The organism is Sneathiella chinensis (genome assembly GCF_012720115.1).
GTDB lineage: Bacteria > Pseudomonadota > Alphaproteobacteria > Sneathiellales > Sneathiellaceae > Sneathiella > Sneathiella chinensis.
On the sequence record NZ_VNWN01000007.1, the window covers coordinates 477156 to 488587 of the forward strand.

Consider the following 11432-nt stretch of genomic DNA (forward strand, 5'->3'; position numbering starts at 1 on the left):
ACGTAGTCAACACCCTAGATTTCCTGCAGGACTGCTTCGATCTGTTGTGTGACTTCATCAATATCGGCCATTCCATCGACTTGCTTAAGAACGCCTTTGCCCTTGTAGTAGGGTAACAGTGGTGCGGTCTGATTGTGATAAGCCTGTAAACGGGACTTTACGGTCTCTTCAGTATCATCACTACGGCGGGTAAACTCGGTCCCTCCGCATTTATCACACACACCATCTTTTGCCGGTTTCAAGAAAATATCGTGATACCCGGCGCCACAGTTGGCACATGTATAACGGCCCGTGACCCGTTCTACAAGTACCTCATCGTCAGTTTTCATCTCGATTACGGCGTTCAGGGACAGTTTTTTGTCCTTCAACATCGAATCAAGTGCTTCTGCCTGTGCTTCGGTTCTGGGGAAGCCATCCAGGATGACCCCATTGGCACAATCCGGCTGGTCCAGACGGTCGGAAATGATGCCGGTCATGATGTCGTCTGACACCAGTCCACCCTGCTCCATCACTTCCTTTGCCTTCAGGCCCACTTCGGTCCCTTCGGCCACGGCCGCCCGCAGCATGTCTCCGGTGGAGAGCTGGATCAAACCATGTTTGTCCTGCAGACGCTGAGCCTGGGTTCCTTTACCGGCACCTGGTGCCCCCAAGAGAATAAGAATCATTTACGACGTCCCCCCAATTTGGATTTTTTGATCAATCCCTCATACTGGTGGGCCAACAGGTGACTTTGAATCTGTGCCACCGTATCCATGGTTACCGACACCACGATCAACAGGGATGTACCACCGAAGTAGAACGGTACGGACCACTGGGAGACAAGGATCTCCGGCAGGATACAGACCAGGGACAGATAGGCAGCGCCAACAACAGTCAAACGGGTCAGGACATAGTCGAGATATTCCGACGTCCGTTTACCGGGGCGAATGCCAGGCACAAAGCCACCATGTTTCTTCAGGTTGTCCGCTGTATCGTCCGGATTGAACACAACAGCCGTATAGAAGAAACAGAAGAACACGATACCAACCACATACAGCAGCATATAGAGCGGTTGCCCATGCCCCAGCAGGGTGGTGATGGTTGTCAGCCACTCCGGACCGGAGCCAGCAGAGAAACCGGCCACTGTAATCGGCATCAGCAACAGAGAGGATGCGAAGATCGGCGGAATGACACCTGCGGTATTCAGTTTCAACGGCAGGTGGGAATTCTGGCCCCCATAGGTCTTGTTGCCACGCTGACGCTTTGGATACTGGACAAGGACCCGGCGCTGCGCCCGTTCGACGAACACGATGAACGCGATCACGGCAACTGACAGGATCAGCAGGAACAGGATAATGAGGGTGGAAAGCGCGCCTGTACGGCCCAGTTCAAGTGTCCCTACAAGGGCACCGGGCAAGGCTGCGACAATACCGGAGAAAATGATCAGGGAGATACCGTTACCAACACCGCGGGCGGTGATCTGCTCACCCAGCCACATCAGGAAGACGGTACCACCAACCAGTGTGATCACTGTGGTAATGCGGAAATAGAGGCCGGGATCAATCACCGCAGACTGGCCGCTGGACAGGGACATCCCCTCCAGGCCAACCGCGATACCATACCCCTGCAAGGCAGCCAGAAAGACTGTGCCATAGCGGGTATACTGGTTGATCTTCTTCCTCCCCTGCTCTCCTTCTTTCTTCAGTTGCGCCATCTGCGGAGAGATGGACGTCATCAACTGCATGATGATGGAGGCGGAAATGTAAGGCATGATGTTCAACGCAAAAATGGTCATGCGGCCAAGCGCACCACCAGCAAAAACGTCGAACATCCCGAGTACGCCACCGGAGTTCTGGGCGAACACATCAGCAAGAACGTTGGGATCGACACCCGGAATCGGGATGTAGGTACCGATCCGGTACACGATCAAAGCGAAAAGCGTAAACCACAAACGCTTCTTGAGTTCCGTCGCTTTGGAAAATGCCCCAAAGCTCATGGATGAAGCCATTTGTTCTGCTGCAGACGCCATGTAGAGAAACTCCAGATTAAAAGGGCAGCATACGCTGCCCTGTACTCATTCTTTACTCGGATTTTGCCGCAGCCGGTGCTGTCAGAGTGACAGAGCCGCCTGCTTTTTCAACAGCTTCGATTGCTGATTTTGAAGCGCCAGTAACTTCGAAGGAAACCTTCGATGTCAGCTCACCCTTCGCCAGCAGACGAACACCGTCGACAACCTTGCCCACAACACCAGCTTCTTGCAGCTTGGCAATTGTGATGGTTTCCTTGGCATCCAGTTTACCAGCCTCAATCGCTGCCTGTACGCGGCCCAAGTTGGCAACAGCAAAGTCTTTGCTGAAGATGTTCTTGAAGCCCCGTTTCGGCAGACGACGGTGGATCGGCATCTGGCCGCCTTCGAAACCTTTAATGGCAACGCCGGACCGTGATTTCTGACCCTTTTGACCGGAACCGGAAGTCTTACCTTTACCGGAACCGATACCGCGGCCAACGCGGGTGCGGTTCTTGACGGCACCTGCATTGTCGGAAATTTGATTCAAACGCATATTGTGTTTTCCTTATCCTGCCGAAAAGCCTCAGGAGGCTTCTTCAACACGCACCAGGTGGTTGACTTTGCGGATCATACCCCGAATGGACGGGGTATCTTCCAGTTCAACAGTCCGGTTCATTTTGTTCAAGCCAAGGCCGACCAGCGTTGCACGCTGGGACTTGTGCCGACCGATCGGGCTGCCTGTCTGTGTTACTTTAACAGTTGCCTTAGCCATCGACGGCCTCCTTCACTGTATCAACGGAACGACGTCCGACCACATCAGAAACCTTCTTGCCACGCTTGGCAGCAATCTGGCGCGGTGACTGCATGGACTTCAGGCCTTCAAACGTCGCACGGATCATGTTGTACGGGTTTGAGGTACCGATGGACTTTGTCACAACGTCCTGGACGCCAAGGGAGTCAAAGACTGCGCGCATCGGACCACCGGCGATAACGCCAGTACCAGCCGGTGCAGGACGCAGCATCACTTTACCGGCACCGTAGTGACCCTTCACATCATGGTGAAGTGTCCGGCCTTCGCGAAGCGGTACACGGATGAGTTTTTTCTTTGCATCCTCGGTTGCCTTGCGGATCGCTTCAGGAACTTCACGGGCTTTACCGTGACCGAACCCAACGCGACCTTTCTGGTCACCAACAATTACCAGGGCGGCGAAGGCAAAGCGACGACCACCCTTTACAACCTTGGCCACACGGTTGATGTGGACAAGGTTTTCGACGAATTCTGAATCGCCTTTTTCTGTTTGCTCAGGTCTGCTCATAGTCAATCCCCTTAGAAGGTAAGCCCGCCTTCACGGGCGGCATCGGCGAGGGCCTTGACCCGGCCATGATACTGATATCCGCCGCGATCGAAAGCGACTTCCTTGACACCTGCCTCGAGGGCACGTGCGGCAATCAGCTTACCAACTTCAGCCGCGGCGCTCTTGTCAGCACCGGACTTGAGTTTTTCACGAAGATCCTTTTCGAGTGTTGAAGCAGACGCCAGTGTGCGGCCTGCAACATCATCGATGATCTGGGCATAGATCTGCTTGTCGGAGCGGTGTACGGACAAACGCGGACGCCCGTTGGATACCTTGCGAAGGCGCGCCCGCATTCTACGGCGACGACGCTCAAATAATTCTCTAGAATTTGCCATGGTCGTGTCCTACTTCTTCTTACCTTCTTTACGGAAGATAAACTCGTCCGCATATTTGACACCTTTACCCTTGTAGGGTTCCGGTTTGCGGTAGCTGCGGATTTCAGCAGCAACCTGTCCAACACGCTGTTTGTTGGAGCCGGAAACTTCAATGGTTGTCGGTGACGGGCACTTGATCTCGATCCCTTCCGGAATCGGATAGTTCACGTCATGACTGAAGCCCAGGTTCAAAGTCAGGGTGTTGCCCTGTACGGCAGCACGGTAACCAACGCCGACAACTTCCAGTTTCTTGGTGAAGCCATTGCTTACACCTTCAACCAGGTTGTTCAGCAGTGTCCGCTGCATACCCCACATCTGGCGGGCTTTCTGGCTTGCGTCACGCGGCTTGACCCAGATCTGGTCTTCCACGCGCTCAACCACGACATCGTCAACAAAGGTCATGCTCATGACGCCTTTGCTGCCTTTAACGGTAACGTCCTTGTCGTTCAGCTGTACATCTACACCTGAAGGGATTGTCACCGGATGTTTTCCAATACGAGACATAATTCCTCCTAGTAGACTTTACAGAGAACTTCGCCGCCTACATTGGCTTCGCGAGCTTCATTGTCTGACAGAACACCACGCGGTGTGGACAGGATGGCAATACCAAGACCGTTACGAACAGTCGGCAGATCCTTAACACCAGAGTAGACACGACGGCCTGGCTTGGAAACACGGCTTACGTGCTCGATCACGCCTTCGCCCTGATAATATTTCAGTTCGATGGTGATTTCCGCTTTGCCTGGCTCGGTTTCAGCAGTTTCATAACCGCGGATGTAGCCTTCACGCTTCAGGGTTTCCAGAACGTTTACGCGCAGTTTGGAGGCCGGGCTCTTTACAGAGCTTTTCCGGGCTTTCTGTCCGTTACGAATACGGGTCAGCATATCGCCGAGGGGATCACTGAATGACATCTTTGTATCTCCCTATTACCAGCTTGACTTGACCATACCCGGGATCTGACCTGTGGACGCGAGATCGCGCAGGCCGATACGGGACAGTTTCAGTTTACGATAGACACCGCGCGGACGACCGGTCAGTTCACACCGGTTGCGGATGCGGGTCTTTGATGAGTTGCGCGGCAATGCAGCCAGCTTCAGGCGGGCGGCAAAGCGTTCTTCCTGGGGAAGACTCTCATCTGAAGAAATCGCCTTCAGTTCTGCACGTTTGGCGGCAAATTTTTCCACCAACTTGCGGCGCTTCAGATCTCTTTCAACGGCGCTTTTCTTAGCCATTCTCTATTCTCCTTGGATCAATTGATCTTGAACGGCATGTTAAAACCGCTCAGAAGCTCACGAGCTTCCTCGTCGGTTTTCGCAGTCGTACAGATCACGATATCCATACCCCGAACGTCGGCTACATCATCATAGTCGATTTCCGGGAACACGATTTGCTCTTTCAGGCCCATGGCGTAGTTGCCACGACCGTCAAAGCTCTTTGCAGAAACACCGCGGAAGTCACGTACACGTGGCAGTGCGATGTTGACCAGACGATCGAGGAATTCGTACATCTGGTTCTTGCGAAGGGTCACCTTGGCGCCAATCGGCATACCTTCACGCAGCTTGAAGGCCGCGTTGGATTTCTTCGCAATCGTAATAACCGGACGCTGACCAGTAATCTTGGCCAGCTCGGCTTCAACGGACTTAACTTTCTTGGAGTCGCTTACGGCATCACCACAGCCAACGTTGATGACGATTTTTTCCAGTTTCGGAATCATCATTTCGTTGGCGTAGCTGAATTTTTCCATAAGCTTCGCACGAAGCTCTTCGTTGTAAACGGTTTTCAGTCTTGGCGTAGTCATATTCCTGCCCCTTACTGATCAATAACTTCGCCGGAGCGCTTGGCAAAGCGAACTTTCCGACCGTCATCGAGTGTTTTGTACCCAACGCGAGTTGCCTTGCCATCCTTCGGATCCTGCACGGCGATGTTGGACAGGTGGATCGGCGCTTCCTTCTCAACAATACCACCCTGTTCGGTCTGGCTTTGTTTTGTGTGACGCTTCACCATGTTGACGCCGGAAACGACGGCACGGCGGTCTTCGCGGACAACGCGCAGAACTTCGCCGCTCTTGCCTTTATCCTTACCGGTGAGGACGACAACCTTGTCGCCCTTCTTAACAGCAAATTTCTCAGCCATTACAGCACCTCCGGAGCCAATGAAATGATTTTCATGTAGTTTTTGGCACGCAGCTCACGGGTGACCGGGCCAAAAATACGGGTTCCGATAGGATCACCCTGCTTGTTGACCAGAACGGCAGCGTTCGTGTCGAACCGGATTGCGGTTCCGTCCGGACGGTGGATTTCCTTCTTGGTGCGCACGATAACGGCTGTCTGCACGTCACCTTTTTTAACGCGACCACGCGGAATGGCTTCCTTTACGGAAACGATGATCTTGTCACCAACTGAGGCGGTTTTCCGCTTGGAGCCGCCCAGAACCTTAATGCACTGCACCCGTCTCGCGCCGGAGTTGTCGGCGACTTCCAGGTTGGTTTGCATTTGAATCATAGTCTTTACCTTCGTTTGGTACGATTACGCTCAATCAAGCGTTATCGTAAAGGACTTCCCAACGTTTCAGTTTAGAGCGAGGGGCGGCTTCCTGGATGCGAACCACATCCCCTTCCTTGAACTGATTTTTCTCATCATGGGCATGGTACTTTTTAGACCGGCCAATGTATTTTTTGTAGAGCGGGTGCATGACCTGACGCTCTACGTTGACAACAACAGTCTGGTTGTTCTTGTCGCTTACAACTGTCCCTTGCAGGATACGCTTCGGCATTGCTTAATTCTCCTATGACGCTGTGTTCGCGGACATCACTGTCTTGATACGAGCGATGTCGCGACGAACTTCGCGCACACGTGCCGTGTTCTCCAGCTGACCACTGGCCTGCTGGAAGCGAAGATTGAACTGCTCTTTTTTGAGTGAGATGAGCTCTTCTTTGAGCTCATCCGCACTTTTGCCCAGTAATTCCTGTGCCTTCATGGTCAACCCCCTTCGCCGAGACGGGTAACAAACTTGGTTTTAATCGGCAGCTTTGCCGCACCGCGTTCAAACGCTTCTCTGGCAAGGTCAGCGGGAACACCGTCAAGTTCAAACATGATCTTGCCCGGCTGGATACGAACCATCCAATATTCCGGAGACCCCTTACCCTTACCCATACGGACTTCGGTAGGTTTCTTTGATACCGGAACATCGGGGAAGACACGAATCCAGACCCGACCAGCACGTTTGATATGACGTGTTACCGCACGACGAGTTGCCTCGATCTGACGCGCAGTGATACGTCCGGGTTCTACAGCCTTGAGACCGTAGGCGCCGAAGTTGAGGGTTGTACCTGAACTTGCGACGCCCTTCAAGCGTCCTTTGTGCGCTTTACGAAATTTTGTGCGCTTCGGTTGAAGCATGAGATCACCTCTTTATATTATCCGCGACGTCCACCGGGGCGACCTGCAGGACGACCAGATGACTGGTGCTTTTCCTGGGCCTTTTCCTGTCCCATCGGGTCATGTTCCATAATTTCGCCTTTGTAGATCCACGTCTTGATACCAATGATACCGTAAGTGGTCAGCGCTTCGGCGGTTCCGTAGTCAACGTTCGCACGCAGGGTGTGAAGCGGAACGCGACCTTCGCGGTACCATTCGTCACGTGCAATTTCAGCACCGCCAAGACGGCCTGAGCAGTTGATCTTGATGCCTTCTGCGCCAAGACGCAGGGCAGACTGTACAGCCCGCTTCATGGCGCGACGATATGCCACACGCCGTTCAAGCTGCTGGGCGATGTTCTGGGACACCAGGGCAGCATCGATTTCCGGCTTGCGAATCTCGACGATGTTCAAGTGAACTTCAGACGCAGTCATCTGGGCAATCTTGGAGCGCAGCTTTTCGATGTCTGCGCCCTTCTTGCCGATGATCACACCCGGCCGTGCAGCGTGGATCGTAACGCGGCACTTTTTGGCCGGACGCTCAACGATCACACGGCTGACACCAGCCTGTGCCAGTTCTTTTTCCACGAATTTGCGGATCTTCAGATCTTCGTGCAGGAGATCAGCATAAGACGCATCGGCGTACCAGCGGGAATCCCAGGTACGGTTGATGCCGACGCGAAGGCCAATCGGATTAACTTTCTGACCCATTATGCTTGCTCCTCACGTTCACGGACCACAATGGTGATGTTACTGAAAGGTTTGACGATACCACTTGCGCGGCCACGTCCACGAGCCCGGAACCGTTTCATGACAAGCGCTTTACCAACATGTGCTTCGGCAACATAGAGCTGGTCAACGTCCAGCTGGTGGTTGTTCTCAGCGTTGGCAATGGCGGACTGAAGAACCTTCTTCACGTCGCGTGCAATCGCACGCTTGGAGAAGGTCAGGTCTTTCAGCGCGGCTTCCGCGGACTTACCGCGGATAAGTCCTGCCACGAGGTTCAGCTTCTGGGGACTGACACGAAGACGAATGCCTTTGGCCTGTGCTTCGTTATCCGCAAGCTGCCTTTCGAGGGACTGCTTACCCATGTTTATTTCCTCCGGGCCTTTTTATCGGCCGCATGGCCGTAGTATGTACGGGAGGGAGAGAATTCTCCGAATTTATGCCCCACCATGTCTTCATCCACCAGGACCGGGACGAACTTCTGGCCGTTATAAACGCCAAAAGTCAGACCCACGAACTGGGGAAGAATTGTCGAACGGCGAGACCAGGTCTTAATAACTTGTTTCTTGCCACTTTCGCGAGCAGTTTCTGCTTTTTTCAGCAGATACCCATCAACAAATGGGCCTTTCCAAACTGAACGTGCCATCTAGCGCTCCTTATTTCTTCCGCTTCTGCGGACGGCGCCGCATGATCATCTTGTCTGTGGACTTGTTGTTACGAGTCCGTTTGCCCTTAGTCGGTTTACCCCACGGAGTAACCGGGTGACGACCACCGGAAGTACGACCTTCACCACCACCATGCGGGTGATCGATCGGGTTCATGGCCACACCACGTACGGACGGGCGACGGCCAAGCCAGCGGGAACGACCGGCTTTCGCCAGTTTGACGTTCTTCTGGTCCGGGTTGGATACGGCACCGATTGTTGCCATGCATTCAGCAGGAACGATGCGTTGCTCACCAGAAGCCAGACGAAGCTGGGCGTAACCGGCGTCTTTACCAATCAGCTGAACATAGGTACCGGCGGAACGGGCCATCTGGCCGCCCTTGCCCGGCTTCATTTCCACGTTGTGGATAATGGTACCGACCGGCATGTTCTTCATCGGCATGGCGTTGCCCGGCTTGATGTCAACATTCTGACCGGCAACAACGGTGTCACCAACGGACACACGCTGCGGGGCCAGGATGTAGGCCTGCTCACCATCTTCATAGCGGATCAGCGCGATGAAGGCAGAACGGTTCGGATCGTATTCGAAACGCTCGATGGTGGCCGGTACATCAAATTTACGACGTTTGAAGTCGATAATCCGGTATGTCCGTTTGTGTCCACCACCACGACGGCGTGCAGTGATACGACCGTAGTTGTTACGACCGCCGCTTCCGGACAGGCCTTCTGTCAGAGACTTAACAGGCTTGCCCTTGTGCAGCTCGGACCGGTCAACAAGGACCAGGCCACGCTGAGCGGGTGTAGTCGGCTTGTAATTCTTCAGCGCCATTGTTTAGATCCCCGTAGTCACGTCGATGGTCTGACCTTCTTCCAAGGTCACCATGGCTTTCTTGTAATCTGAACGCTGGCCGATGCGACCGCGGAAACGCTTTACCTTACCGTTTGTCCGGTTGGTGTTGACGTTGGTCACCTTCACATTGAAGAGTGTTTCCACTGCTTCTTTGATTTCAGGCTTTGTTGCGTCCAGGGCTACACGGAATGTAACCTGATTGAATTCGGATCCCATTGTGGACTTTTCGGTAACTACCGGGCCCAGCAGGATGTCGTACATACGTTCCTGGTTCATTTCAGTCGTGCCTCCAGGCTTTCAACTGCGCTCTTTGTCAGAACCAGTGTGTCACGACGCAGGATGTCGTAAACGTTTGCACCGGCTTCCGGCAGAATGTCGACACGGGGAAGGTTCCGTGCGGACAGCGCGAAATTGGCATCAGGTTCCTTGCTGTCCACGATCAGTGTGGATTCCCAGCCAAGGGCTTTGAACTTTTCTGCCATCACTTTGGTTTTGGCGGCATCGGCCTTCAGTTCATCAACGATGATCAGTTTGCCTTCAGCCTGTTTGGCGGACAGGGCGTTCTTCAGTGCCAGCTTCCGCACTTTCTTCGGCAGAGAGTGCGCATGAGAGCGAAGAACCGGACCATGAGCCACACCACCACCACGCTGGTGAGGTGCACGCTTCTGACCCTGACGGGCACGTCCTGTACCTTTTTGATTGAACGGTTTGGTACCAGTACCGGAAACCTCGGAGACGTCTTTCGTCTTGTGTGTGCCGGAGCGGCGAGCCGCCAGCTGATACTTTACCATCCGTTGGAGCAGATCCGCACGCGGAGCCAATCCAAATACCTCGTCGGCCAGCTCAATTTCGCCGGCTGCCTTGTTCTCGAGGTTGATTACTTTAACCTTCATTGGGTCAGTCCCTCTTATTCTTCAACGGGAGCGTCTGTCGCAGGCGCTTCCTCGGCAGGTGCTGCTGCACCACCAGCTACGCGAACGGCAGCGGGGAACGGAGCATCTTCCGGACGATTTTTCTTCACGGCGTCAGAAACGAATACCCAACCGCCCTTGGAGCCCGGAACGGCACCCTTCAGGAGGATCAGGCCACGCTCCAGATCAGTGGAGACAACCTTCAGGTTCTGTGTTGTCACCTGGGCTGCGCCCATGTGACCGGCCATCTTCTTACCCTTGAAGGTACGACCCGGATCCTGACACTGACCCGTAGAACCGTGTGCACGGTGAGAAACAGACACACCGTGAGAGGCGCGCATACCACCGAAGTTGTGACGCTTCATCGGGCCGGCGAAGCCTTTACCGATGCTGGTTGCCACAACGTCAACCTGCTGGTTAGCGACGAAATGGTCGACAGTGAGTTCAGCACCAACATCGACAAAACCGTCTTCAGAGATCCGGAATTCAGCCAGCTTGCGCTTCGGTTCAACATTTGCTTTCGCATAGTGACCGCGCATTGCCTTGCTGACATTCTTGACCTTGGCTTTGCCAACGCCGATCTGCATGGCATTGTAACCGTGGCTGTCTGTGTTCCGGTGGGCAACAACCTGACAGTTGTCAACTTCCAGAACGGTTACCGGAACATGGCGGCCTTCGTCGTCGAAGACTCGGGTCATTCCGACTTTCTTTGCGATAATTCCACAACGCATTTTGCCTTACCCCAACAACTTGATGGACACGTCGACGCCTGCGGCGAGGTCCAATTTCATCAGTGCATCCACAGTTTGAGGCGTCGGCTCTACGATATCCAGAACACGCTTGTGAGTGCGAATTTCGAACTGCTCACGTGACTTCTTATCGATGTGCGGACCACGCAGAACGGTGTATTTGTCGATATGTGTCGGCAGAGGGATCGGACCACGAACCTGCGCACCTGTGCGCTTGGCTGTGTTGACGATCTCACCTGTCGAAGCATCGAGTACACGGTGATCATACGCCTTCAGGCGAATGCGGATATTTTGGTTTTCCATTACTCTGGTCACTCCAGAAAATGGCCGCCCCGCTGGAGCGGCCTAAATAATATCTTCTTACTCGGTGATGCTGGAAACGACGCCAGCACCAACAGTCC

23 protein-coding genes are annotated in these 11432 nt (G+C 53.9%); all 23 read right to left on the bottom strand.

The genetic code is table 11. The features are described from left to right. Positions 1-14: 14 nt before the first annotated feature. The 23 genes from FQB27_RS14735 to rpsJ are packed head-to-tail and all read right to left on the bottom strand — an operon-like array spanning position 15 to position 11334. Complete coding sequence (locus FQB27_RS14735; protein WP_169561810.1) at positions 15-665, bottom strand: adenylate kinase; 651 nt, start codon at positions 663-665, stop codon at positions 15-17. Beyond that, positions 662-2008, bottom strand: a complete 1347-nt coding sequence (gene secY, locus FQB27_RS14740) for a preprotein translocase subunit SecY (protein WP_169561811.1) — start codon at positions 2006-2008, stop codon at positions 662-664. Before secY ends, FQB27_RS14735 begins: the two co-directional genes overlap by 4 nt. Positions 2009-2060: 52 nt before the next feature. Continuing rightward, positions 2061-2540 carry a 50S ribosomal protein L15 gene (gene rplO / locus FQB27_RS14745; protein WP_169561812.1) on the bottom strand — a complete coding sequence of 160 codons (480 nt, stop codon included), beginning with the start codon at positions 2538-2540 and terminating at the stop codon, positions 2061-2063. A 30-nt stretch (positions 2541-2570) separates the two neighbouring features. Beyond that, a complete protein-coding gene (gene rpmD / locus FQB27_RS14750) occupies positions 2571-2759 on the bottom strand; it encodes a 50S ribosomal protein L30 (RefSeq protein WP_169561813.1) in 189 nt (62 codons plus the stop codon). Further along, positions 2752-3303: a 30S ribosomal protein S5 gene (gene rpsE, locus FQB27_RS14755; RefSeq protein WP_169561814.1), complete on the bottom strand. Its 552-nt coding sequence runs from the start codon at positions 3301-3303 to the stop codon at positions 2752-2754. Before rpsE ends, rpmD begins: the two co-directional genes overlap by 8 nt. Before the next feature lie 11 nt (positions 3304-3314). Beyond that, a complete protein-coding gene (gene rplR, locus FQB27_RS14760; protein ID WP_169561815.1) occupies positions 3315-3677 on the bottom strand; it encodes a 50S ribosomal protein L18 in 363 nt (120 codons plus the stop codon). A 9-nt stretch (positions 3678-3686) separates the two neighbouring features. After that, a complete protein-coding gene (rplF, locus tag FQB27_RS14765; RefSeq protein WP_169561816.1) occupies positions 3687-4220 on the bottom strand; it encodes a 50S ribosomal protein L6 in 534 nt (177 codons plus the stop codon). 8 nt (positions 4221-4228) lie between these two features. Continuing rightward, on the bottom strand, positions 4229-4627 hold the full coding sequence (rpsH, locus tag FQB27_RS14770) for a 30S ribosomal protein S8 (protein WP_169561817.1): 399 nt from the start codon (positions 4625-4627) through the stop codon (positions 4229-4231). 15 nt (positions 4628-4642) lie between these two features. Continuing rightward, entirely contained in the window at positions 4643-4948 is a 306-nt protein-coding gene (gene rpsN, locus FQB27_RS14775) for a 30S ribosomal protein S14 (protein ID WP_169561818.1), read from the bottom strand. Positions 4949-4965: 17 nt separating this feature from the next. Further along, a complete protein-coding gene (rplE, locus tag FQB27_RS14780) occupies positions 4966-5514 on the bottom strand; it encodes a 50S ribosomal protein L5 (RefSeq protein ID WP_169561819.1) in 549 nt (182 codons plus the stop codon). Positions 5515-5525: 11 nt separating this feature from the next. After that, positions 5526-5849, bottom strand: coding sequence for a 50S ribosomal protein L24 (gene rplX, locus FQB27_RS14785; protein ID WP_169561820.1), 324 nt, complete (start codon positions 5847-5849; stop codon positions 5526-5528). Continuing rightward, positions 5849-6217 carry a 50S ribosomal protein L14 gene (gene rplN / locus FQB27_RS14790; RefSeq protein WP_169561821.1) on the bottom strand — a complete coding sequence of 123 codons (369 nt, stop codon included), beginning with the start codon at positions 6215-6217 and terminating at the stop codon, positions 5849-5851. The genes rplX and rplN overlap by 1 nt, the downstream gene beginning before the upstream one ends. A 34-nt stretch (positions 6218-6251) precedes the next feature. Then, entirely contained in the window at positions 6252-6488 is a 237-nt protein-coding gene (gene rpsQ / locus FQB27_RS14795) for a 30S ribosomal protein S17 (protein WP_169561822.1), read from the bottom strand. A gap of 12 nt (positions 6489-6500) precedes the next feature. Then, positions 6501-6692: a 50S ribosomal protein L29 gene (gene rpmC, locus FQB27_RS14800; protein ID WP_169561823.1), complete on the bottom strand. Its 192-nt coding sequence runs from the start codon at positions 6690-6692 to the stop codon at positions 6501-6503. 2 nt (positions 6693-6694) lie between these two features. Continuing rightward, positions 6695-7114 carry a 50S ribosomal protein L16 gene (gene rplP, locus FQB27_RS14805; RefSeq protein WP_169561824.1) on the bottom strand — a complete coding sequence of 140 codons (420 nt, stop codon included), beginning with the start codon at positions 7112-7114 and terminating at the stop codon, positions 6695-6697. A gap of 17 nt (positions 7115-7131) precedes the next feature. Continuing rightward, entirely contained in the window at positions 7132-7842 is a 711-nt protein-coding gene (gene rpsC, locus FQB27_RS14810) for a 30S ribosomal protein S3 (RefSeq protein ID WP_169561825.1), read from the bottom strand. Continuing rightward, on the bottom strand, positions 7842-8222 hold the full coding sequence (gene rplV, locus FQB27_RS14815; RefSeq protein WP_169561826.1) for a 50S ribosomal protein L22: 381 nt from the start codon (positions 8220-8222) through the stop codon (positions 7842-7844). Before rplV ends, rpsC begins: the two co-directional genes overlap by 1 nt. Before the next feature lie 2 nt (positions 8223-8224). Then, entirely contained in the window at positions 8225-8503 is a 279-nt protein-coding gene (rpsS, locus tag FQB27_RS14820) for a 30S ribosomal protein S19 (protein ID WP_169561827.1), read from the bottom strand. A gap of 10 nt (positions 8504-8513) precedes the next feature. Then, a complete protein-coding gene (rplB, locus tag FQB27_RS14825) occupies positions 8514-9350 on the bottom strand; it encodes a 50S ribosomal protein L2 (RefSeq protein ID WP_169561828.1) in 837 nt (278 codons plus the stop codon). Between the two features lie 3 nt (positions 9351-9353). Then, positions 9354-9647, bottom strand: a complete 294-nt coding sequence (locus FQB27_RS14830) for a 50S ribosomal protein L23 (RefSeq protein WP_169561829.1) — start codon at positions 9645-9647, stop codon at positions 9354-9356. Then, positions 9644-10264, bottom strand: coding sequence for a 50S ribosomal protein L4 (gene rplD / locus FQB27_RS14835; protein ID WP_169561830.1), 621 nt, complete (start codon positions 10262-10264; stop codon positions 9644-9646). Before rplD ends, FQB27_RS14830 begins: the two co-directional genes overlap by 4 nt. A gap of 14 nt (positions 10265-10278) precedes the next feature. Beyond that, the gene (gene rplC / locus FQB27_RS14840) at positions 10279-11013 is read right to left on the bottom strand and encodes a 50S ribosomal protein L3 (RefSeq protein ID WP_169561831.1); all 735 of its coding nucleotides are present in this window, start codon (positions 11011-11013) and stop codon (positions 10279-10281) included. A gap of 6 nt (positions 11014-11019) precedes the next feature. Next, on the bottom strand, positions 11020-11334 hold the full coding sequence (gene rpsJ, locus FQB27_RS14845) for a 30S ribosomal protein S10 (protein WP_169561832.1): 315 nt from the start codon (positions 11332-11334) through the stop codon (positions 11020-11022). Between the last annotated feature and the right edge of the window lie 98 nt (positions 11335-11432).

Bases quoted from the DNA above. Each gene is read 5' to 3' on its own strand.
- FQB27_RS14735 (WP_169561810.1), bottom strand. From the start codon at position 665: ATGATTCTTATTCTCTTGGGGGCACCAGGTGCCGGTAAAGGAACCCAG.
- rpsE (WP_169561814.1), bottom strand. From the start codon at position 3,303: ATGAGCAGACCTGAGCAAACAGAAAAAGGCGATTCAGAATTCGTCGAA.
- rplO (WP_169561812.1), bottom strand. From the start codon at position 2,540: ATGCGTTTGAATCAAATTTCCGACAATGCAGGTGCCGTCAAGAACCGC.
- rpsC (WP_169561825.1), bottom strand. From the start codon at position 7,842: ATGGGTCAGAAAGTTAATCCGATTGGCCTTCGCGTCGGCATCAACCGT.
- rplP (WP_169561824.1), bottom strand. From the start codon at position 7,114: ATGCTTCAACCGAAGCGCACAAAATTTCGTAAAGCGCACAAAGGACGC.
- rplB (WP_169561828.1), bottom strand. From the start codon at position 9,350: ATGGCGCTGAAGAATTACAAGCCGACTACACCCGCTCAGCGTGGCCTG.
- rplF (WP_169561816.1), bottom strand. From the start codon at position 4,220: ATGTCTCGTATTGGAAAACATCCGGTGACAATCCCTTCAGGTGTAGAT.
- rpsH (WP_169561817.1), bottom strand. From the start codon at position 4,627: ATGTCATTCAGTGATCCCCTCGGCGATATGCTGACCCGTATTCGTAAC.
- rplC (WP_169561831.1), bottom strand. From the start codon at position 11,013: ATGCGTTGTGGAATTATCGCAAAGAAAGTCGGAATGACCCGAGTCTTC.
- rplE (WP_169561819.1), bottom strand. From the start codon at position 5,514: ATGACTACGCCAAGACTGAAAACCGTTTACAACGAAGAGCTTCGTGCG.
- rplX (WP_169561820.1), bottom strand. From the start codon at position 5,849: ATGGCTGAGAAATTTGCTGTTAAGAAGGGCGACAAGGTTGTCGTCCTC.
- rplR (WP_169561815.1), bottom strand. From the start codon at position 3,677: ATGGCAAATTCTAGAGAATTATTTGAGCGTCGTCGCCGTAGAATGCGG.
- rpsQ (WP_169561822.1), bottom strand. From the start codon at position 6,488: ATGCCGAAGCGTATCCTGCAAGGGACAGTTGTAAGCGACAAGAACAAC.
- rplV (WP_169561826.1), bottom strand. From the start codon at position 8,222: ATGGGTAAGCAGTCCCTCGAAAGGCAGCTTGCGGATAACGAAGCACAG.
- rplD (WP_169561830.1), bottom strand. From the start codon at position 10,264: ATGAAGGTTAAAGTAATCAACCTCGAGAACAAGGCAGCCGGCGAAATT.
- rplN (WP_169561821.1), bottom strand. From the start codon at position 6,217: ATGATTCAAATGCAAACCAACCTGGAAGTCGCCGACAACTCCGGCGCG.
- rpmC (WP_169561823.1), bottom strand. From the start codon at position 6,692: ATGAAGGCACAGGAATTACTGGGCAAAAGTGCGGATGAGCTCAAAGAA.
- secY (WP_169561811.1), bottom strand. From the start codon at position 2,008: ATGGCGTCTGCAGCAGAACAAATGGCTTCATCCATGAGCTTTGGGGCA.
- rpsS (WP_169561827.1), bottom strand. From the start codon at position 8,503: ATGGCACGTTCAGTTTGGAAAGGCCCATTTGTTGATGGGTATCTGCTG.
- rpmD (WP_169561813.1), bottom strand. From the start codon at position 2,759: ATGGCTAAGGCAACTGTTAAAGTAACACAGACAGGCAGCCCGATCGGT.
- FQB27_RS14830 (WP_169561829.1), bottom strand. From the start codon at position 9,647: ATGAACCAGGAACGTATGTACGACATCCTGCTGGGCCCGGTAGTTACC.
- rpsN (WP_169561818.1), bottom strand. From the start codon at position 4,948: ATGGCTAAGAAAAGCGCCGTTGAAAGAGATCTGAAGCGCCGCAAGTTG.
- rpsJ (WP_169561832.1), bottom strand. From the start codon at position 11,334: ATGGAAAACCAAAATATCCGCATTCGCCTGAAGGCGTATGATCACCGT.